General features: G+C 64.6%; 20 protein-coding genes and 1 tRNA gene. 5 read left to right on the top strand and 16 right to left on the bottom strand.

Annotated features, from left to right (window positions below; all coding sequences use genetic code 11):
* Positions 1–64 precede the first annotated feature (64 nt).
* The 3 genes from AC56LV_RS02525 (at position 65) to AC56LV_RS02515 (ending at position 2,106) form a co-directional block, all read left to right on the top strand.
* On the top strand, positions 65–970 hold the full coding sequence (locus AC56LV_RS02525; protein WP_499555781.1) for a LysR family transcriptional regulator: 906 nt from the start codon (positions 65–67) through the stop codon (positions 968–970).
* 120 nt (positions 971–1,090) lie between these two features.
* Positions 1,091–1,798: a hypothetical protein gene (locus tag AC56LV_RS02520; protein WP_499555779.1), complete on the top strand. Its 708-nt coding sequence runs from the start codon at positions 1,091–1,093 to the stop codon at positions 1,796–1,798.
* 17 nt (positions 1,799–1,815) lie between these two features.
* On the top strand, positions 1,816–2,106 hold the full coding sequence (locus AC56LV_RS02515) for a hypothetical protein (RefSeq protein WP_499555777.1): 291 nt from the start codon (positions 1,816–1,818) through the stop codon (positions 2,104–2,106).
* Here the strand turns inward: AC56LV_RS02515 and AC56LV_RS02510 are convergent.
* From AC56LV_RS02510 to AC56LV_RS02495, 4 genes are read right to left on the bottom strand one after another with little or no spacing between them, the layout of a single operon-like run.
* Positions 2,103–2,390, bottom strand: coding sequence for an RNA recognition motif domain-containing protein (locus AC56LV_RS02510; RefSeq protein WP_499555775.1), 288 nt, complete (start codon positions 2,388–2,390; stop codon positions 2,103–2,105). The two genes, AC56LV_RS02515 and AC56LV_RS02510, sit on opposite strands and share 4 nt — an antisense overlap.
* The gene (locus AC56LV_RS02505) at positions 2,387–3,610 is read right to left on the bottom strand and encodes an acetate/propionate family kinase (RefSeq protein ID WP_499555773.1); all 1,224 of its coding nucleotides are present in this window, start codon (positions 3,608–3,610) and stop codon (positions 2,387–2,389) included. The genes AC56LV_RS02510 and AC56LV_RS02505 overlap by 4 nt, the downstream gene beginning before the upstream one ends.
* A gap of 1 nt (position 3,611) precedes the next feature.
* Complete coding sequence (locus AC56LV_RS02500; protein ID WP_499555771.1) at positions 3,612–4,562, bottom strand: phosphate acetyltransferase; 951 nt, start codon at positions 4,560–4,562, stop codon at positions 3,612–3,614.
* A gap of 25 nt (positions 4,563–4,587) precedes the next feature.
* On the bottom strand, positions 4,588–6,093 hold the full coding sequence (locus tag AC56LV_RS02495; protein ID WP_499555769.1) for a DASS family sodium-coupled anion symporter: 1,506 nt from the start codon (positions 6,091–6,093) through the stop codon (positions 4,588–4,590).
* Between the two features lie 177 nt (positions 6,094–6,270).
* Here AC56LV_RS02495 and AC56LV_RS02490 point away from each other — a divergent pair, with 177 nt between their 5' ends.
* On the top strand, positions 6,271–6,771 hold the full coding sequence (locus AC56LV_RS02490; protein WP_499555767.1) for an arsinothricin resistance N-acetyltransferase ArsN1 family B: 501 nt from the start codon (positions 6,271–6,273) through the stop codon (positions 6,769–6,771).
* Here the strand turns inward: AC56LV_RS02490 and AC56LV_RS02485 are convergent.
* From AC56LV_RS02485 to AC56LV_RS02445, 9 genes are all read right to left on the bottom strand, one after another.
* Complete coding sequence (locus AC56LV_RS02485) at positions 6,768–7,760, bottom strand: bile acid:sodium symporter family protein (protein WP_499555765.1); 993 nt, start codon at positions 7,758–7,760, stop codon at positions 6,768–6,770. The genes AC56LV_RS02490 and AC56LV_RS02485 overlap by 4 nt on opposite strands.
* 65 nt (positions 7,761–7,825) lie before the next feature.
* Positions 7,826–7,915: transfer RNA gene (locus AC56LV_RS02480), tRNA-Ser, on the bottom strand.
* A 112-nt stretch (positions 7,916–8,027) separates the two neighbouring features.
* Positions 8,028–9,323 (bottom strand): serine--tRNA ligase, encoded by a 1,296-nt coding sequence (gene serS / locus AC56LV_RS02475; RefSeq protein WP_499453047.1) that lies wholly within the window; start codon positions 9,321–9,323, stop codon positions 8,028–8,030.
* Positions 9,324–9,442: 119 nt separating this feature from the next.
* Positions 9,443–9,625: a hypothetical protein gene (locus AC56LV_RS02470; protein ID WP_499501718.1), complete on the bottom strand. Its 183-nt coding sequence runs from the start codon at positions 9,623–9,625 to the stop codon at positions 9,443–9,445.
* Positions 9,626–9,804: 179 nt separating this feature from the next.
* A complete protein-coding gene (locus AC56LV_RS02465; RefSeq protein ID WP_499555763.1) occupies positions 9,805–10,473 on the bottom strand; it encodes a hypothetical protein in 669 nt (222 codons plus the stop codon).
* Positions 10,474–10,503: 30 nt separating this feature from the next.
* Entirely contained in the window at positions 10,504–12,648 is a 2,145-nt protein-coding gene (locus tag AC56LV_RS02460; RefSeq protein ID WP_499555761.1) for a hypothetical protein, read from the bottom strand.
* Positions 12,648–14,342 (bottom strand): hypothetical protein, encoded by a 1,695-nt coding sequence (locus AC56LV_RS02455; RefSeq protein ID WP_499555759.1) that lies wholly within the window; start codon positions 14,340–14,342, stop codon positions 12,648–12,650. Before AC56LV_RS02455 ends, AC56LV_RS02460 begins: the two co-directional genes overlap by 1 nt.
* 22 nt (positions 14,343–14,364) lie before the next feature.
* Positions 14,365–14,913 (bottom strand): hypothetical protein, encoded by a 549-nt coding sequence (locus AC56LV_RS02450; RefSeq protein WP_499555757.1) that lies wholly within the window; start codon positions 14,911–14,913, stop codon positions 14,365–14,367.
* 88 nt (positions 14,914–15,001) lie between these two features.
* Complete coding sequence (locus tag AC56LV_RS02445; protein WP_499555755.1) at positions 15,002–15,547, bottom strand: hypothetical protein; 546 nt, start codon at positions 15,545–15,547, stop codon at positions 15,002–15,004.
* Between the two features lie 140 nt (positions 15,548–15,687).
* On the opposite strand from AC56LV_RS02445, the gene AC56LV_RS02440 reads away from it, so the two are divergent.
* Positions 15,688–16,053, top strand: coding sequence for a winged helix-turn-helix domain-containing protein (locus AC56LV_RS02440; protein WP_332529959.1), 366 nt, complete (start codon positions 15,688–15,690; stop codon positions 16,051–16,053).
* Here the strand turns inward: AC56LV_RS02440 and AC56LV_RS02435 are convergent.
* The 3 genes from AC56LV_RS02435 to AC56LV_RS02425 all read right to left on the bottom strand — a co-directional run bounded on the left by AC56LV_RS02435 (position 16,050) and on the right by AC56LV_RS02425 (position 20,633).
* Complete coding sequence (locus tag AC56LV_RS02435; RefSeq protein WP_332529958.1) at positions 16,050–17,351, bottom strand: replication-associated recombination protein A; 1,302 nt, start codon at positions 17,349–17,351, stop codon at positions 16,050–16,052. The genes AC56LV_RS02440 and AC56LV_RS02435 overlap by 4 nt on opposite strands.
* A gap of 18 nt (positions 17,352–17,369) precedes the next feature.
* Entirely contained in the window at positions 17,370–18,005 is a 636-nt protein-coding gene (lolA, locus tag AC56LV_RS02430) for an outer membrane lipoprotein chaperone LolA (RefSeq protein ID WP_499555753.1), read from the bottom strand.
* Positions 18,006–18,128: 123 nt separating this feature from the next.
* Positions 18,129–20,633, bottom strand: a complete 2,505-nt coding sequence (locus AC56LV_RS02425; protein WP_499555751.1) for a DNA translocase FtsK — start codon at positions 20,631–20,633, stop codon at positions 18,129–18,131.
* Positions 20,634–20,706 lie beyond the last annotated feature (73 nt).

The following is a 20,706-nucleotide window of genomic DNA, read 5'->3' as shown; positions in this document are numbered from 1 at the left end:
TGATTACCTGGCGATACACACAGTTAGCCGATAGACTATCAACTCCAAGTTCATGATCGCGGCGATGAAAAATACTTCCCTGGACGCCATCCGCATCTTTCTCGCCGTTGCCGAAATGAAGAGTTTTACCGCCGCCGCCATCCGCATCGGCGTGACCCCTGCCGCCGCCAGCAAGGCCGTAAAACTGCTCGAAGCGCAGCACGGCGTCATTCTCCTGACGCGCAACACGCGCCGGGTCATGCTGACCGAGACGGGCAGCGCGCTGTACGCCGACCTGCTGGCGGCGACGTGCCAGATCGACGACGCCTTTTCGAGCCTGGCGCGCTTTCGCGACCGCCCGGCCGGCACCTTGCGGCTGACCGTCCCGCGCGCACTGGGCGCGCTGGTGCTCAAGAGGCTGGCGCCGCAGTTCCGGCGCGCGCATCCCGACGTGGCGCTCGATATCTCGCTCGACGATGGCGAGGTCGATTTGCTGGAACGGGGGTACGACGCAGGCATCCGCCTTGGCCAGTCGGTCGCGCAAGGCATGGTGGCGGTGCGGCTGACGCCCGAACTGCGCTGGTCGGTCGTCGGCGCCCCCGCCTACTTCGCCGATGCCGGCCGGCCGCGCATACCCGAAGACCTCGTGCGCCACGCGACGATCCGCTACCGCTTCCATACATCAAAGCTGCTCGCGCGCTGGCAGTTCACGCGCGATGGCGGCGCATTCCACGTCGAGACCGGGCATGCGCTCGTCGTCAACGACACGGGCCTGATTGCCGACTTTGCCCGCTCGGGCCTGGGCCTGGCCTATTTGCCCGACATCGAGATCGCACACGACCTCGCCAACGGCCAGCTCGAACGGGTCCTTGCACCGTTCGTGCCAAACACGTCAGGCCTCTACCTGTACTTCGGCGCGAAAGCGCAAGGCCAGCCCAAGTTGCGCGCCTTCATCGACATGGCCACCGCGCTGCGCGACGCCGCCGCCTGATCGCGCGCTGCGCATCCAGGCCGCGTATACATGGCATTGACGGATGCACCCGCCTCTTTTGCCCCGTTTTTACGGTCGCGTCGCTACGCTGGATACATCGAATCCGGCTTGGAGGCCTGCATGATCATCGCCATCGTCAATCAACACAGCAGCCCGGAGCGCACGATCGTCGCGCGCAACCTGGCCGTGCTGCGTGCGCGTGCAGGGCGTCGCGTGTGCCTGATGACCACCGCCGGGAATGGCGACAGCGGCTGGGCCGAAGAACGCAGCCATGCCGGCGTCCAGCCGTGGATCGAGACGCACCAGGTGGGTAGCCGCGCGGTCAAGACGCGCCTGGCCGCACTGCGCCCGCTGTTCGACGACATCCTGATCGACGCCGGCACGCGCGACACCGACGGCTGCCGCTGCGTGCTGGCCGAGAGCCGGCTGGTGGTGGTGCCGGTGCGCGGCGGCGCGCTCGAACTCGACTTGCAATACCGCCTGCTGGCGCGCCTGAATGGCGCGCGCACGTTCAACCCCGCCATGCGGGTGCTGTTCGTCGCCGTCAGTGGCGCCGCCGGCCCGGGCGTCAGCGAGCGCGCCGCCGTGCTCGCACACGTGGCGCGGGTCGACGATGCCACGCTGGCCGAGACGGTCCTGCATGCGCCGGCCGCACGCGACTACGGGCCTGGCCGCTGCGTCTCGGACGCTACAACCTGCGATCCCGATGCGGCCGCCGAACTGCGCGCGCTGTACGACGAGGTCTATCCGGCGGCAGTGCCGATGGCATGCGTCGTGCAGGCGCAGATCAGTCGCCAGGAATCGTTGACACGCCGGATGTCACGGTAACCGAAGGAGAAATCACGGTGAAACACGTTACGCTTGACAGCCCCGCCCTGCGACGCCAGCTGCCGGCCGATCACACGATGCTCGTCTGGCTGCAGGTCGACACGGCATCGGCAACGAGCTTGCGCCAGGCAGTGATCCGCGCGGGTCTGGATGCAGTGCGATTTCTGCGCATCGACGCCTGCCCGAGCGGGTGCAGCGTACGTGCATTGCTGTGTGTCGAGCGCGACGCCGCCCCGGCACTGCAGGCGCAGCTGTTGCAACGCCTGCCCGGCTGCCAGTGGCACGCCGCACCACGGCGCCACGCTTAAGCGATATCGAGGCGCTCGTGCGGCGCGAACTCGTGATAGATGTCGGGCTGGTGCGTCGGGATGTACACGCTCAGGCGCTTGCCGCGATGGAAGACGCCGCGCAGGCTGTTGCAGGCCGCCCACGCGTGCTCGTACGAGTCGGCGATGTGCAGCACGGCCCAGGGACTGTCAGGCGAGCCTTCGCGGATCATGTACACCTGCGTGATGTGAAAGTACGGCGTGAAGCTGTCGATGATGGCGCTTTCACAGGCATCGGCGTGCAGGCCCGACAGGATGACTTTCATGGGTGTTCTCCAGGTTCAGGCAGTGGCGGATCGAGCAGTTCGCGCAGGTCATGCGCATGGCGCGCGATCATCAGTTCTTCATTGGCCGGCACCAGCCAGACGGCGACCCGGCTCGATGCGAGGCTGATGCGGGCCGGCCCGGCCGGCGGCGCGGTGTTCGCGCCCGGGTCGAGCTCGACCCCGAGCCAGGCCGCATCACGGCATACCGCAGCGCGCAGCCGCGCGCTGTTCTCGCCGATCCCGCCCGAGAACACCAGCGCATCCAGCCCGCTCAGGCTCGCCGCCAGCGAACCCAGTTCGCGACCGATCCGGTACACCAGCAGGACGATCGCCAGTTGCGCGCGCGGCTCGCTGCTCGCTTCCAGCACGCGCATGTCGGACGACACGCCGGACACGCCCAGCAAGCCCGACTCGTTGTACATCATGCGCTGCACGCTTTCCACGGTCATGCCCAGTTCCTCGATCAGGTAAATGACCACGCCCGGATCGAGCGCGCCGCAGCGCGTGCCCATCGGCAGGCCATCGACCGCCGTGAAACCCATCGTGCTGGCCATGCTGCGCCCGCCCTGCATCGCGCACATGCTGGCGCCGTTGCCCAAATGTGCGGCGACCACGCGCGCGCCGGCCAGCGCCGGATCGCACAGCGGCAGCGTGGCCGCGATGTATTCGTAAGAAAGCCCGTGAAAGCCATAGCGGCGGATGCCCAGGTCGGTAATTGCCGCTGGCAGCGCGAACGCCTGCGCCAGCGCCGGCTGCGCCGTATGGAACGCGGTGTCGAAGCAGCCAACCTGCAGCAGCCCGGGCCGCAGCGCCATCAGGGCGCGCACCGGCGCGAGATTGTGCGGCAGATGCAGTGGTGCCAGCGGAATCAGGCCGGCCAGCCGGGCGAGTACGACCTCGTCCAGCTGGACGGGTCCGCTGAAGTCGACGCCGCCGTGCACGATGCGGTGACCGACCGCGCACACGCGGTAGCCATCCAGGTGGCTCTCGGCGAAATCGATCAGGTACGCCATCCCGGCCTGGTGGTCGAGCGGCGTCGTCCAGGCATGTTCACCGGCCGTGTGGCCAGCGGCGTCGCGGGCGATGAAGCGCGCGGCGCCCCGATACAGCCCGTCGATCTTGCCCGTGAAGAGCGGCGCCAGATCAGGCAGCGCATGCAGCGAAAACTTGATGCTCGACGAGCCGGCATTGATGACCGCGATGCAGTCCTGCGTCGCCATCTCAGCGCCCCGCAACGCTGGCGCTGGCCAGCTGATGTCGCGCCAGCAGCACGGCCACGGCGCACGAGGCCAGGCGCGCGGCGACCGAATCGGCGCGGCTGGTCAGGATCAGCGGCACGCGCGCGCCGAGGACGATGCCAGCCGCTGCCGCGCCGGCCATGAAGGTCAGGCTTTTGGCCAGCATGTTGCCGGCTTCCAGATCCGGCGCGACGAGCACGTTGGCGCGCCCGGCCACGGACGAATCGAGCCCCTTGACGGCGGCGGCCTGCGGATCGATCGCATTGTCCATCGCCAGCGGGCCATCGAGGATCGCGCCGGTGATCTGCCCGCGATCGGCCATCTTGCACAGCGCCGCCGCATCGATCGTCGATGGCATCTTGTCGCTGACCGTTTCCACCGCCGCCAGGATCGCCACGCGCACACCCTCGAAGCGCAGCACATGCGCCAGGTCGATCGCGTTCTGCACGATGTCGCGCTTCTCGGCCAGCGTCGGGATGATGTTGATGGCGGCGTCGGTGATGATGAGCGGTTCGCTGCGCCCCGGCACGTCCATCACGAAGCAGTGGCTCAGGCGCCGCGCCGTGCGCAGGCCGGTCGTGGCGGCGACCACGGCGCCCATCAGTTCATCGGTGTGCAGGCTGCCTTTCATCAGCGCGGCGGCCTTCCCTTCGCGCACCAGTTCGACGGCGCGCGCGGCCGAGGCGTGGCTGTGGGCCGTGTCGACCAGGCGCAGCGCGCCGATGTCCAGGCCGGCGGAATCAGCCGCAGCGTGGATGCGCGCCGCCGGGCCGACCAAAAGCGGCGTGATCAGGCCGATGCTGGCTGCGTCGAGCGCCGCTTCGAGTGCGTAGCGGTCGCACGGGTGCGCCACCGCCACCGTCACCGGGCCATTGGCGCGGCCGGCCTCGATCAGGCGGTCGTAATACGGATGTGCGGTCGCAACTATTGTCATCAATCTCTCCTTGAACGTGGGTACATCACCAGTACCCGAGCAACTTCCACCACAGGCCGCCGACGACGGCAAACACCGCCAGTTCGAACAGGCACATGATGAAGCCGACCTTCCACCACAGGCCCATGGTGACATACCCGCTGCCGAAGATGATCGGCGAGGTGCCGGTGGCGTAGTGGGTCAGCGTCATCATGATGCCCGACGCCGCCGTCATCATCAGCAGGAACAGCACGAGATACTGGCCCGGCACCAGCGCCGCGCCCACCGACAGGAACGCGAACATCATCGCGCTGATGTGGGCCGTGGTGCTGGCGAACAGGTAGTGCGAGAACACGAAGGCCAGCACCAGCACGCTCGCTGCGGCGCCCCAGCCCATGCCGCTGGCGACGATGGCGTCGCGCATGCCGTTCGAGGCCCAGGCGATCACGCCCATCTTGTTGAGCTGCTCGGCCAGCATGACGAGCGCGCCGAACCAGATCAAGGTATCCCACGCGCTTTTTTCGGACAGGATATCGTCCCAGTCGAGCGTGCCCGTGATGATCAGGATGAACAGGCCGACAAAGGCGACCACGGTCGGGTCGAGCGTGAACGCGCTGCCAAAGATCATGGCCGGCACGTTCGCCCACAGCACCAGCAGCAGGCCGAAGGTGCCGAGCATCACGCGCTCGCTGGCCGACAAGGGCCCCATGCGCGCAAGCTCGGCCCGCGCGAAGCCGATCGCATCGGGTGTCTGCTTGAGTTCTGGCGGCGCCAGCAGGTAAATAATCAGGGGCATCAGCAGCAGGCACACGAGTCCCGGCAATACCATGCACAGCGCCCACGTGGTCCAGCTCAGCTGAAATGTCTGGCCACTGGCGCGCGCGACGAAGTCGACCACCAGCGGATTGGGCGCGGTGGCGGTGACGAACATCGTCGAGGTGATGGGATTGGCGTGGTAGTTGACCAGCGCCAGGTACGTGCCCACCTTGCCCTCGGTGCCCTTGGCCGGGTCGGAATCGAACGACGCGGCGATCGACTTCATGATCGGGTGGACGATGCCGCCGCCGCGCGCGGTATTACTCGGCGTGAACGGTGCCAGCACCAGCTCGCAGACGGCCAGCCCGTAGCCGATGCCGATCGTGCGCTTGCCCAGCAGCGCGATGAAGTTCAGGCTAATGCGGTTGCCCAGGCCCGTCTTCTTCAGGCCGCGCGAGATCAGCACGGCAACGACGATCAGCCAGATCAGCGGGCTGGAAAAGCTGCCCAGCGCGTCGGCCATCGCGCCCTTGGATGACCCGGACGTCACTTGCGACAGGGCGACGATCACGATCGCCATCAGCGCCATGACGCCGATTGGCATGACTTTCAAAATGATGGCGACGATGGTGGTGAGGAAGATTGCCACCATTGTCCATGCGCCAGCGGTCAAGCCTGCGGGATGCGGAATGGCCAGCAGTGTGAGCAGTACGGCAGTGGTGACCAGTGCAGGGATCAGGCGAAATGGCACGGCCTGATTGAAATAACGAAATGCGGCCTGCAAGCGCAACAGCATGAACTTCCTTCTACGTAACCGATCAGCCAGCGAAAATATTGACTACTGGTCTGGATAGTAACAGGAATATATTGCATCGCATCAATCATCGAGCGGTTTGGTCGGGTATTCACGCAGGTCGTGGTTTATGGCCCGGCGTGTCTTATGATGCGTCTTTACATGGAGTCGCACCCGACAATGACCGTTATCCGCCCCGCATGCCCGCTTGACGCCGCCCGCATCTGCGCCATCTACAACCACTACGTCGACGGCACGACCATCTCGTTCGAGGAAGCGCCGGTGACCGCCGCCGACATGGCCGCGCGCATCGCCGACGTGATCGACGGCGGCCTGCCCTGGCAGGTGCTGACGGACGGTGACGCCATCATCGGCTATGCCTACGCCACCAAGTGGCGCGCCCGGCATGCCTATCGCCACGCGGTAGAGAGCACGATCTATCTTGATGCCGCCCTGGCCGGCCAGGGTCATGGCATGCGCCTGTATGCCAGCTTGCTGGATGCATTGCGCACGCGTGGCCTGCACACGGTCATTGCCGGCATCGCGCAGCCGAACGCGCGCAGTGTCCGGCTGCACGAACGCCTGGGCTTTGCCAAGGTGGCGCACTTTTCAGAAGTGGGCTTCAAGCTCGGGCTGTGGATCGATGTCGGCTACTGGCAGATGCGCCTGGCGCCAGGCTAGACGGTTTCAGCAGGCTCTACGGGCCGCTGCGCGTAGCGGCCCGCAATCACCGCGCAGACGATCAGCTGGATCTGATGAAACAGCATCAGCGGCAGCACCACCATGCTGATGCTGGCGGCGGGAATCAGCACGTGGGCCAGCGGGATGCCGGTGGCCAGGCTTTTCTTGGAGCCGCAAAACACGATCGTGATTTCGTCGGCCTTCGAAAACCCGAAGCGCCGCGCCAGCCATGTCACCACCAGCATGACGACCGCCAGCAGCACGATGCAGACCACCACCAGGTTGACCAGCATGGCGGCTGGCACGCGCGACCACAACCCTTCCACCACGGCCGCGCTGAACGCTGAAAACACCACCAGCAGGATCGAACCCTGGTCGACGCCCCTGACCAGGCTCTTGTGGCGATCGACCCAGCCACCGATCCAGCGCCGGGCGATCTGGCCCGCAACGAATGGCAGCAACAGCTGGTAGACGATCATCAGGACCGAATCGAGCGATGCGCCGGCGCCAGAAGAGGCTGGCATCGCCACGCTCACCAGCAGCGGTGTGAGGAAGATGCCGAGCAGGCTCGACACTGACGCGCTGCAGACCGCGGCCGGCACATTGCCACGCGCCGCGGCCGTGAACGCGATTGACGACTGCACGGTCGAGGGCAGCAGGCACAGAAACAGGATGCCGAGATACAGCTCAGGCGTGAGCAGCAGCAGGATGGCGGGCTTGAACAGCAGCGCCAGCACGGGGAACAGCGCGAAGGTGCACAGCAGCACCAGCAGATGCAGGCGCCAGTGGGTCGCACCGGCGATGATCGCGGCGCGCGACAGCTTGGCACCGTGCAAAAAGAACAGCACGCCGATCATCACCATCGTGACGACCTTCAGCACGGCGGCGACGTCACCCTGCGCCGGGAAGATGCTGGCGGTGGCCACGACAGCCAGCAGCATCAGGGTCATTCGGTCCGGCAGAAATCGGGATGCAAGTCGTGCGAGCATGGGGAAGTCCTGGCAGCGTTCGGGAATGAAAAAAGCCACCTTGCGGTGGCTTGTTCCATGCTACTTGGCGGAGAGGGTGGGATTCGAACCCACGGTACGCTCGCGCGTACGCCTGATTTCGAGTCAGGTACATTCGACCACTCTGCCACCTCTCCTGATTCGGTCGATTCTTGCTGTGAGCTGCAAGAGACCGCCATTATAGCGGATTGATCGGAAAATGGAAGGGAGAAAATGCGCAGTGGCTAATTTCCTCTTCCCTCACCCGTTTCAAGCTGCTGGCGTCAGGCGTTCCAGGCCACCCATATACGGGCGCAGCACCTCGGGCACGATCACGCTGCCGTCGGCTTGCTGGTAATTCTCGAGCACGGCTACCAGCGTGCGGCCCACGGCCAGACCCGAGCCATTGAGCGTATGCGCCAGCTCGGGCTTGCCCTGCGCATTGCGGAAACGGGCCTGCATGCGGCGCGCCTGGAAGGCTTCGCAGTTCGACAGCGACGAAATCTCGCGGTAGGTGTTCTGCGCCGGCAGCCAGACTTCGATGTCAAAGGTCTTGGCGGCCGAGAAGCCCATATCGCCCGTGCACAGCAGCATGACGCGGTATGGCAGGCCAAGCGAAGTCAGGATGAACTCGGCATGGCCAACCATCTCGTCGAGCACCGCGTACGACTGCTCCGGATGCACCACCTGGACCAGCTCGACCTTGTCGAACTGGTGCTGGCGGATCATGCCGCGCGTGTCGCGGCCGTAGCTGCCGGCTTCGGAACGGAAGCATGGCGTGTGCGCCGTCATCTTGAGCGGCAGCGCGTCCAGCGCCAGGATCTCGTCGCGCACGACGTTGGTCAACGAGACTTCGGACGTCGGGATCAGGTAGAAGGTTTCGCCCTCGCCTTCGACGCCGCCCTTTTTCACCGAGAACAGGTCGGCTTCGAATTTCGGGAGCTGGCCGGTGCCGCGCAGAGAATCGGCATTGACCATGTACGGGGTGTAGCACTCGGTATAGCCGTGGCGTTCGGTGTGCGTGTCGAGCATGAACTGCGCCAGCGCGCGGTGCAGGCGCGCCATGCCGCCCTTCATCATCGAGAAACGCGAGCCGGTGATCTTGGTGGCGGTTTCGAAGTCCAGGCCCAGGCGCTCGCCGATGTCGACGTGGTCGCGCACGGCGAAGTCGAATGCGGGCACATCGCCCACCTTGCGTACTTCGACGTTGCCGCTTTCATCCAGGCCCTGCGGGGCGCTCTCGTGCGGCAGGTTCGGTACGGCCGCCATGAACTGGGCCATGCTCTCCTGGACTTTCGCCAGCGCTGCTTCATTGGCCTTGAGCTCGTCGGCCAGGCCCGCCACTTCCGCCATCACGGCCGTCGTGTCTTCGCCTTTGCCCTTGAGCATGCCGATCTGCTTGGACAGCGCATTGCGCTTGCCCTGCAGTTCTTCGGTGCGCGTCTGGATGGCCTTGCGTTCGGCCTCCAGTGCACTGAAGGCGGACACATCGAGCTGGTACTTGCGGGTCGCCAGGCGGGCGGCAGCGGTGTCGATGTCTTTGCGGAGAAGTTGGATGTCAATCATGTCGGGTTGGACCAGGCTGTGTGTATCGAAACCACAATTGTACCAAGCCGACTGGCATTCCTTGCGAGATTTGGCAGTCGCTCTGCCGGGCCCTCGCCTGCCCACCGGTCGGCGGCGACTTACAGCGTGGCGGCCAGGCGCGGCGCGCTCACGACGACGGTCTGGATGCTGGCCATGTCGAGTGCCGGCGCGGTCGATGCGGCGATCGTGATCGGCCGTTCGTCTGCGGTGACGTAGCTGCCAACCAGGCCCAGTGCGACAACGGCCAGGAACAGGGCTTCGAAGTTTTTACGGATGTTCATGATGGCTCCTCGGTGGTGGTTTCAGGGTTCGCAGAGGTGCTGCGGTATGGTGGTACTGTAGCCACCGATCCCCTGAACCACCATCGACTTGCGACGAAGCGCACGAACCGCGGCGCAGAATGCGCCGCCATGCGACCGACGGCAACGCCGTCCTGAATGGCGCTATGCGCCATGCGGGATCAGAAAGCCAGATCGACCGGCTTGGAACTGGCCGTCACTTTCGGCACGTCGATGTTGGCACCCTGCGCCAGTTTCACCACGCCAGCGATGATGCCACCCGAATCGCTGACGACTTTCCCCAGCAGTGGCAAGGTGTCCTTGACTGGCATGATCTTCGTCAGGTTCATCGGATTGGCGCCCGCCTGGCCCACCAGCGCCTGCCCGGTCCTGGTCAGCTCAAGCGCTTGCAGGCCGCCGATACCAAAGTTGAGCAAGGCGCTGCCGATCTGTTTGCGACCATCGGCGTCGAGCGTGGCCATGCGGCCCTTCATGTCGCCCGAGTCGAGCAGGCGCTTCGTTTCGGCCGACTGCGACTCATACAGCTTTTTCGTGCGCACGTTCTTTTCGCCCGGATCGGTCAGCTTGTTGATGGCATTCAGTTCAGCCTTGATGACGGCGCTGTCTTCCTTGCTCATGAAAGCCGAATTGATCGCCACCAGCGACTGGCTGGTCAGTGCGCCCAGCACTGCGCTCTGGCTGACGAAGGTGCCGACGCTAGCGCCGATATCGCCGCCACTGCTGCTCTTCGCGCCGCCCAGCAGGCCACCCAGGCCACCCAACTGGGCCTGGGCCGTGCCCGCACCCATCAGGCATGCGGCCACGACGACAGCTTGTGCAATCTTGTTCATTTTTTTTGTATCCCTGTGTTGTAACGTTGTTCAGTTCTCGATTTTCTTGAGCAGGTCGGGCTGCATTGACAGCCCGTTGCCCAGTCCCTTGTATCCGTAGAATGCCTCCCTGCCCTGCGGCGGCACCCCACTGAATTCGGTGCGCAAGCCCGAGGCCGCCGTATGCTTCAGCTCGCCTCCTGCCTTGAAACGTGCTTGCAGGCCCAGCATCACCGTGGCGCTGCATGCTGCGCCGGCGCACTGCGCCGCTTCTTCGCGCATGACATACCCCGGCTGGACGCACAAACCGATCGTCGGCGCCTGCAAGCGCAGGTCGAACAGGCCGCTGCCCAGCAGCGCGTTGGCGGCGTCGTAGAACGCGGGGTCGCCCACATGCCCGGCATAGTTGCGCGAACGATAAACAGCGTGGCGCACCAGCGGCCCCGCAAACGCCGCCTCGGCCACATTGTTCTGCCCGACATACACCGGCTCCGTGCAATCGGTCACGCGCGTCACGCCGGCCAGTTGCTGCCCATACAGACGCACGATGTCGCCACGCTGCGGACGCGGCAATGCCGGATTGACTGCCGAGTACGACAGGCCGACAAGGGCGCCATCGCCGACGGCATTGATGCTGCCGGGCTGGACGTCCAGATCGAGCAGCGCTGCCTTGGTTCCTGCTTTCGCCGACAGCGGATGCAGCACGCCAAAGCTGGGCAGCCCGGTCGGCACGCCGTCCATGCCCTCGACCCAGAGCCGCTCTGCATCCACCTTCACCACGCGCAGTTCGCGCGCGGCAAAGCGCACATTGGCGAGGAAGTTGTCTGCGAGCTTGCCGGTTGCATTCTTGAGGGCGACTTCGCGCGCCTCCGGCAGGCCCAGACCGTTGCCGCCGACGCGTTCGATCCGGTGGTCATCGTCGCCCAGTTCCGAAAACACCACCTTGCCGAACTGGTCGACGACCTGCGCCGTCACGAGCGTATGAAAGCGTTCCTCCGTCACGGCGCCGCGCACGCCACTCAGGACAACCGACGGCGTGCTCACCGGCGTGAAGCGCAGGAAGAAGTCGGGGGGATCGTTCCGCTCACCGGATGCCTGCGCCATGCTCGGCAATTTGCTCCAGTCGACGCAATTGGCAGCGCGGGTGATGCGCTGCCTGGTCTGGTCGAAATGCACGTCGACCGGGCTGATCTGAAACGTTGCCTTGAACCCGATGGCGCGCCCGAACATGTCGGCGACCGCCGTGCTGTCAGGATCGTTGCTGGCAACTACAGGCATCAGGCGTGGTTTGCGGCTGTCGTCGCCCGTGCTTTCGAACGTGAATTGCAGGCTGTCGCCCACGCTTGCCGAACCCATGGCGCTGCGCAGTACGGCGTAGCCGCTGTCAGCGTAGAGCACGTCGAAGATGCTGGCCTGGCCACTGGCAGAGCGCGCCTCGACCTGTTCGCCCTTGACGAACCCGGCTTCGACACCACGATCGGCGACCAGGAACTTGCCGTCGCGGTCCACCAGCCTGACTGTCGTCGACCTGGGGTCGAAGGCAGCGCGGGCGCCGGCAACCAGCGTACCGATCTGTTCGCCGATGCTCTTGAGGACTTCGGCGCGGATGGTCGCATCCATCGCCCCCGATGCGTACTCGCTGCGGCTGAAGCGAAACGGCGTATATACCGTCTCGCTCATCGTGTAGACGACCTTGGCCAGACTCGGCCGGACGAACTGCAGGCTGAGCGTCACCGGCACCAGCACCTCGACGTTGTCGCCGCGCTCGACCTTGTACAGCGATGCCCGCGTGATGCCGAGCACCACGGCGTAGGTATCGGCCACCTTGAACGATGGCGCCGCGCGGCACTGCAGGCTGCCGTCATTGACGAAGCGATGGCCTTGACCGATGTTGTTGTCGGCAACCTGACGCGCATGGATGAGTGAGTCCGGATAGGCCCCGTGCAACTGATGGACGAACTGCGTGACCAGCGCAGCCTGCGCCTGTTGCCCGGCCTTGTCTCCGAACAGGCGCGCCATCACACCGGGATCGAGCATGCGGCGGGCTTTCTGCCCCTCCGCCGACATGCCCTCGATTTCCTGCACGGGAAACAGATAGAACGATGCCGCTGCGGCCGGCAAGACGGCGGCAAGGCCGATGGCCATACCGATGGCCAGACGGGCAATCTTGCCCGTCATGCGCAAACAATGCCCCATCAAATTCGCTCCGGGCACTTGCCTTCGATGCACATCACGAGGCGGTCGCCCCGGCGTTCGAAGCGGGCGTCCTTGTACGCAGCGTCGCCCGATTCCTTGAAGGCGTCGACCATGTCTTCGATCCGCTCGCCGAAGTTACCCTTGGCCATGACGTTCCAGGTACGTAGCTCGTCGGTCGCGTTGTCGCCGTCACCGACTTCGACCACGCCTTCGATTGCCTTCAGGCGGCTGGAAAAATCGCGCCGCACCTTACCCGGCACGCGCAGTGCGCTGTAGATCGAGACAAAATACGGCGTGCCCTGGACGGCGCCCTGCTGCAGGGCGCGCTGGGCCTTGGTACCGATCGTGTCGGCAAGTGCACGCGCCATCGACTCGGAGAGGTTGCCGCGGCAATTCTGGTCACTGCTGCCGGTAGCGCGCTTGACGATCGTGCCGGCCACGAAACCGGCGCCGGTGTCGACGTTCGACGACGTCAGCTGTAATTGTCCGGAACATTCGGTCTGGCCGCTCGGACTCGTTCCTTCGGTCTGCATGCGGGCACGCCCATAGACGACGTACTTGGCGCGGTAGCTGCCTGCCGCTGCCTTCGCCAGATAGGCATCGAACTTCTGCAGGCGCTCGATATCGCTGACGGTCAGGCGCTGCCCACCTTCGACGCGGAAATCGCGCTCGTCGGTAAAGGCCAGGCCGAAATCGCCCGCGACCTGCTGCAGCTTCTGGGTGATCAGGGCGCTGCTGGCCTCGACCGGCCGGCCATTGTCGATGCCGGCAAAGACCTGGCGCACCTTGAGGTTGACCACGTCATTCTGGCGCCGGACGTCAGTATTCTGCGCCGAGTAGCCCGCCGCACTTGCCGACTTGCTGGCGCTGGCGTTCGCGTACGTGGCGCTCATGGCCGCCTGCGACGACGTACTGCCGGCGGCGGATGATTTCTGGGCGCCGGCAAACTGCGTGTCACGCGCCCCGGACGACGAAGCGCTGCCCGAAGCGGCGCCGGCATTGCCGTAACCGTCGCGCAGCGCCATTGCGCCGCTGGCAGAGCCGCTGTGGGCCTGGCGATCACGCGCAGCAACGGACGACGCCGAACTGGCAGCGAACGCGGCCTTGTCCGACGAGGCGGCTGCGACGCTGCCCTTGGCGGCGCTGGCGGACGAACTCGAGGCGCTGCGCGATGACGTGACCGACGTGCTCTGGTCCGACATTGCGCTCTTGTCGTGCGAATAATCGATTTCAGTAACCATCGGCAACGACGGATCAAGCCGGGTGCCGACACCAAAGTACTCGTCGATCAGGAACAGTACCCTTGCATTGGCGACCGCCACGCCCGAACCGATGCCCAGCGAACGTGCCAGATCCAGGAACTCGCTCGATTCGACCTGCAGCACGCTGCGCGCACTGAGGACGTCGCCCTCGGCGCTGAACGATGTGCGCAGCTTGTCGGCCAGCTGCTTGTGCAGATCGGGCAGCGCATTGCGCACTTTGGGGTCGTTCAGGTCGGCGCTGAGCTTGATCTTGAGGACGCTGGCGACGGCATCCTTCTCGGCCTGCTCGCGTGCGATACGGCGCGCGTTGATCAAGTCTCCATTCGCCTTGATACTCAGTTCCTTGGTACCGTTGGCCTGGAAGGTTTCGGCCGTGACCGGCGTAACGATGCTCAGCGCGAGCAGCGCTGGCAGCAAATGTTTCTTCATCATGGGAAAGGTGTGAGAGAGAAGATTAGTCGGGTAGCTCAACCGAAACGTCGCCGGCGCTGGCCTTGATGCCATCGACGCCGATGGACGCCGCTGCAGCATTGGATGACACCGGAACCGGCGTGGTGCCAGGCATTGGTCTGTCGGCGTGACCGCCCGGTGCTGCGGCGGCCCCGGCAGCCAGGGCTACCAGACGGTCGTCAAGGCGCACCGGCTCGAGCATCGGCTCGGTCATTAGCCGCACCCCGTCCACCGCACCGCCCTGCAGCGCCATCCCGGCAAAGCGAATGGCTGCATTGGCGTGGCCTGCCTGCGCACTCGCTTTTGCAGTTTCCCAGGCGACGCCGCCGCTTGGGTCGGCCTGTTTCTCTAGCCAGGCGGCGTCATCGGCGCTGGCCCGACTGAAGTCGCCCTTGGCAATCTGTTCACGCAGCGTCCCTGCCACCTCGGCAGCACTGGCAGGACGAATCGCTTCCGCCACGCTGTGACGTGCACGATCGCAGCCAGTCAGTAACGTTGTCGCGATTGACAGCGCCAGCACGCCAGTCGACAGGAAGCTTGATCTTGTTAACATGCCCGGCCCTATTGATATAGAAATTAGAACGTTATCATTATGAGAGCGTATCCTACACGTGTATTTATTTCCTGTAAAGAAATTTCTGTTACCGATAAGCAGGCATTGGCCAGAATACGTTCAGGGCGAGCCTGGCGCCGTACAGTACGATGAGCGTGCCAGCCAGATCGCCGGTGAACATGACGACGAAGCCTTTCCACAGATCCTGGCCGCCCATCAGTGCAAACCAGGCATGGTGCATGGCGGGACTCATGACGGAGAACAGCAGCGCGAAGCAGAACAAACGCTGGCCGCTCATGCCGCGCAGCGATGCACCGATTCCTGACGCCAGCAACGCGCGGTACGCAAGATAAGGTGCCAGTGACGACAGGATGCCGCCAGCGAACGAGCGCAGCGGATCATCGGGAAAAAAGTGGAAGAAGCAGATGTACCAGGATGCCAGCAGCAGGCCGAATGCTCCGGCCTCGGCGAACAGCAAAACGCTTAGCAGGCGTACCCCGGCAGGCAGGTAGATCATGTTGATGCCGGGCGCGAACTCGAGGCGCGTGAACAGCATTTCGTTCAGCAGGATGGTAGCCAGGAACAGGGTCGCCGTGCACGCCACCATGGCGAATTTAAGCTGCAATTGACGCATGGATGAGAGGCTTTGGTTACAATGTAAAGATCACGGAAGGACGCCGGATTATAAACAAGTGGATGTTATCCGACACGCAACAATTTGCTAAGCGTGGCAGCACTGCAACAAGCATTGCCCGAACAAAGCATGGGAACTCGATGAGTCAAGAAAAACCGCCGACACGGCCGGCCGATATCTACCTGCGCTTCCTGAATCTGGTCGACGCACTGCGCACGCTGCCCACTCTGGGGCCGCTCGACGCGCGCGAAGAGCGCGTGCTGGCCGTGGTCGCCCGTGCATTGCAGGCGCACCAGCGCCTCTCCGTGCGCGACCTGATGGCGCAGGAACACCTTGGTGCGCCCGCCACCATTCATGCGCGGGTCACGGCGATGCGCAAGAAAGGCTGGCTCACGCTCACCGACACCGAGGACACCCGGCGCAAGCAGGTTGACCTCACGCCGGCGGCGCTGGCGTATTTCGATGAGTTATCCGGCTTGCTGGTAAAGGCGGCCGAGGGCCGCTAGCGGCGCGCTTCGTCGTCCAGCCCGCGCAGCCACGCCATCTTTTCGGCGATCTTGGTTTCGATCCCGCGCGGCACCGGCTGGTACCAGCCCGGCTCGGGCATGTCGTACGGCAGGTAGGTCTCCCCGGCCGCATACGCATGCGGCTCATCGTGGGCGTACCGGTAATCGTGACCGTAGCCCAGTTCTTTCATCAGCTTGGTCGGCGCATTGCGCAGGTGAACCGGCACTTCACGCGACTTGTCCTTACGCACGAATGCCATCGCCGCATTGAAGGCGTTGTAGCCGGCATTGCTCTTGGCGGCGATCGCCAGATAGATCACTGCCTGACCCAGCGCCAGCTCCCCTTCCGGCGAGCCGAGCCGCTCGTAGGTGGCGGCCGCATCGTTGGCCAGCTGGATCGCGCGCGGATCGGCAATGCCGATGTCTTCCCAGGCCATGCGCACGATGCGGCGCGACAGGTACTTGGCGTCGGCCCCGCCGTCGAGCATGCGGCACAGCCAGTACAGTGCGGCATCCGGGTGCGAGCCGCGCACCGACTTGTGCAGTGCCGAGATCTGGTCATAAAAATTGTCGCCGCCCTTGTCGAAGCGGCGCACGTTCAGCGTCAGCGCATTCTCGACGAAGTCGGCCGTGATGTGCGTGATGCCGGCCGTGTCGCTGGACGTCTTGGTTTGCTCGAGCAGGTTCAGGAAGCGGCGCGCATCGCCGTCGGCGTAACCGATCAGCGTGTCGATGGCGACCTCGTCGAATTCGAGATGCTGCAGCACGGATTCTTTCGCGCGCGCGAGCAACTGGCGCAGCTCGTCATCGGTCAATGCCTTGAGCGTGTACACCTGCGAGCGCGACAGCAGCGCCGAATTGACCTCGAACGACGGGTTCTCGGTGGTCGCGCCGATCAGCGTAACAAGCCCGCTTTCGACGAACGGCAGCAAGGCGTCCTGCTGCGATTTGTTGAAGCGATGGATTTCGTCGATGAACAGGATCGTGTGCTTGCCGCGCGCCAGGTACTGCTCGGCCTGGTCGATCGATGCGCGGATGTCCTTCACGCCCGACAGCACAGCAGACAAGGCGATGAATTCGCAGTCGAACGCATACGCGGTCAGGCGCGCCAGCGTGGTCTTGCCCACGCCCGGCGGGCCCCACAGGATCATCGAATGGGGCTTGCCCGACTTGAAGACCAGGTTCAGCGGCTTGCCGGGGCCCAGCAGGTGGCTCTGCCCCACGACCTCGTCGATGGTGCGCGGGCGCAGGGCCTCGGCCAGCGGCGCCGCCGGTTCGGTCTTGAACAGGTCATCCACGGCGCTCTCCGGTGCGGCTTATTGATTGACGACGTCGGCGCCCTTGGGCGTCTCGAACTTGAATTGCTGCGCGCCCAGGGCCGGATTGCGCTGGAAGTTCGTGAAGGTCAGGCGCGAAGTCTGGCCGAACGTGTCCTTCAGTTCCATTGCCAGCGGCACCCCGCCCTTCAGGCCGATGCTGATCTGCTCGAACGACGTGTCCCTGGCTTTCGGTACGGCGTTGAGCCACTCCATGCCGTCGCGCTCGCCAGCCTCGCTGAGCGTGAAGTTTTCTTCCAGCTTGTTACTGCCAAACAGGATGGCGGCCGGGGATGAACCCAGCGCGTTACCGAGTTTGCGCACGGTGACCTGGTTCAGGTCCTTGTCATAGATATACAGCTGGTCGCCGTCGGCTTGCAGGACCTGCTCGTACGGCTTCTGGTAGGTCCAGATGAACTTGCCGGGACGGGCAAACACGAAGCTGCCGCTCGATGCGGGGCTGGCCTTGCCGCTTTTGGATTTGCCCAGCTGTTGCTGCGTGAATTCGCCCTTGGCCGATTTTGTGCTGGCGACGAAAGATTTGAATTGGTCGAGCGCGGCGGCGCTGGCGATGGTCGGGAACGCGAAGGCGCTCGTGGCCAAGAGTGCGGCGATGGTGAATTTGGTTGCTTGCATGCGTGGGGCCTTTTTTTGTTGTTGGGGCCTGCTTGGGCAGGTTGGACGCGTGGACGGCGGAGCCGTCCACCCTACGGCGGTTCATGACCAGTCAGGCAGCGCAGGCGCGTGGTAGGCGCGCTGTTATTCCGCGCTGGCTGCCGGCACCAGGATGTCGCGGTTGCCGTTCGACTGCATCGGCGAGACGACACCGCTGTTTTCCATCTGTTCCAGCAGGCGCGCGGCGCGGTTGTAGCCGATGCGCAGATGACGCTGGACCAGCGAGATCGATGCGCGGCGGTTCTTGAGCACCACCTGCACCGCCTGGTCGTACAGCGCGTCGGCCTCGCCACCACCCTCGCCTGCTGCGGCCCCGTCAGTGGCGCCGCCTTCTTCCAGCGTGCCCCCTTCGAGGATGCCTTCAATATAGTTCGGCTCGCCCAGCGATTGCAGATGTTTTACAACTCGATGCACTTCCTCGTCGGACACGAAGGCGCCGTGCACGCGTACCGGCAGGCCGGTACCCGGCGGCATGTACAGCATGTCGCCCATGCCCAGCAGCGCCTCGGCGCCCATCTGGTCGAGAATCGTGCGCGAGTCAATTTTCGACGATACCTGGAACGCAATGCGGGTCGGGATGTTGGCCTTGATCAGGCCCGTGATGACGTCGACCGACGGGCGCTGCGTCGCCAGGATCAGGTGAATGCCGGCCGCGCGCGCCTTCTGGGCGATACGGGCGATCAGCTCTTCGACCTTTTTACCGACGACCATCATCAGGTCGGCCAATTCGTCGATGATGATGACGATGGTCGGCAGCTTCTCGAGCGGCTCCGGGTTGTCCGGCATGATCGAGAACGGATTCGGAATGTGTTCTTCGCGCTTGTCGGCCTCGAGGATCTTGTTGTTGTAGCCGGCCAGGTTACGCACGCCGAGCTTGCTCATCAGCTTGTAGCGGCGCTCCATTTCGTTGACGGCCCAGTTCAGCGCGTGCCCCGCCTGGCGCATGTCGGTCACGACGGGCGCGAGCAGGTGCGGAATGCCTTCGTACACCGACATTTCCAGCATCTTCGGGTCGATCAGGATCAGGCGTACATCGGCCGGGTCGGACTTGTAGAGCAGCGACAGGATCGTGGCGTTGATGCCGACCGATTTACCGGAACCCGTCGTACCCGCCACCAGCAGGTGCGGCATCTTGGCCAGGTCGGCCACCACCGGCTTGCCGGCGATGTCCTTGCCCAGCGCCACGGTCAGGCTCGACGCGCTGTCGCCGTACACCTTGGAGCCGACGATTTCGGACAGGCGCACGATCTGGCGCTTCGGGTTTGGCAGCTCGAGCGCCATGTAGTTCTTGCCGGGGATGGTTTCCACGACGCGGATCGAGGTCAGCGACAGCGAACGCGCCAGGTCGCGCGCCAGGTTGACGATCTGGCTGCCCTTCACGCCGGTGGCCGGCTCGATCTCGTAGCGCGTGACGACGGGGCCCGGGTAAGCAGCCACGACCTTGGCATCGACGCCGAAGTCGGACAGTTTCTTTTCGATGAGGCGGCTGGTGAATTCCAGCGTCTCGACGCTGACCGTTTCGGTCACGGGCGGTGCTTCATCGAGCAGCGCCAGCGGCGGCAGGCCGGTATCGCCCCGGTGATCCGAGAACAATGGCGTCTGGCGTTCTTTTTCGGCGCGTTCGGATTTGGGCACGCTGACCATCTGCGGCTCGATCTTGATCGGCTGCAGCGCTGGCTGGGCGCCTGGCGCGGCACTTGACGCACTACCCGACGCGCTACCCGAGGCCGACGATGCCGTCGACTTGGCCATGGAAACGGTTGCCGGCGCTGGGGCCATGTCGAGCGACGGCTCGGCCTTCACGACCGGAATCGGCTCATTCGAATGCTTTTCCGTGAACCTGGCGCGGCCATGGTCGACGACCTCGTCGCGCTTGACGGCTGCCACTTCGCCCTGCTTGCGGTCTTCGATGTCTTCCATGCGCAGGCGGAACCAGTCGAATGCGTCGTCGAACACGCCGCCGATGCGCTCGGCCACGGCCAGCCACGACACCTGGAAGAACAGCGAGAACCCCAGGCCGAACAGCAGCAACAGCAGCAAGGTCGCGCCGGTCGCGCCGAACGTGACCTGGCTGGCGTGGCCGATCAGTTGCCCCAGCACGCCACCGGGCGCGCGTGGCAGTTCGACGTCCCACGACCACATGCGCAGGTATTCCAGACCGACGCTGCCAGCGAACATCAGCGCAAAGCCGATCCAGCGGACATAGATTTCACCGTGGTGCACGGGCTCAACGGCCGCAGCCGTGCCGAGCTTGTCGGTCAGGCGCCGCCAGCCGCGCCAGACCTGGCGCAGGAAGATGACGCTCCACCACCAGGCCGAAAAGCCGAAGATGAACAGCAGCAGGTCGGACAGCCAGGCGCCGGCAGCGCCGCCCAGATTGTCGATGCGCGGCACCGAATTGGCGTGCGACCAGCCGGGATCACCCTTGCTATAGCTGAGAAGGATCAGGACGAAATAAAGGAACGCGACGGCGCCGGCGATCCAGCGCGCTTCGGACAGCAGGCGCGACAGGCGGCCTGGCAGCGGCGCGCGGGCCGTTTGCTTGGTGCGGGTATATCCGGAGGTGGCGGCTGGACTATTCTTGCTCATTGCAGGCACTGCGTGGTAACTACGAATCGACGATCCGGTCATTCTAAGCGATATACGGTCACACTGGCCCCAC

The sequence above is a fragment of the Telluria sp. RB2R28 genome, from assembly GCF_059685835.1.
Note: the sequence above shows the minus strand (reverse complement) of the source record. Positions and strands in the feature narration are given on the sequence as shown.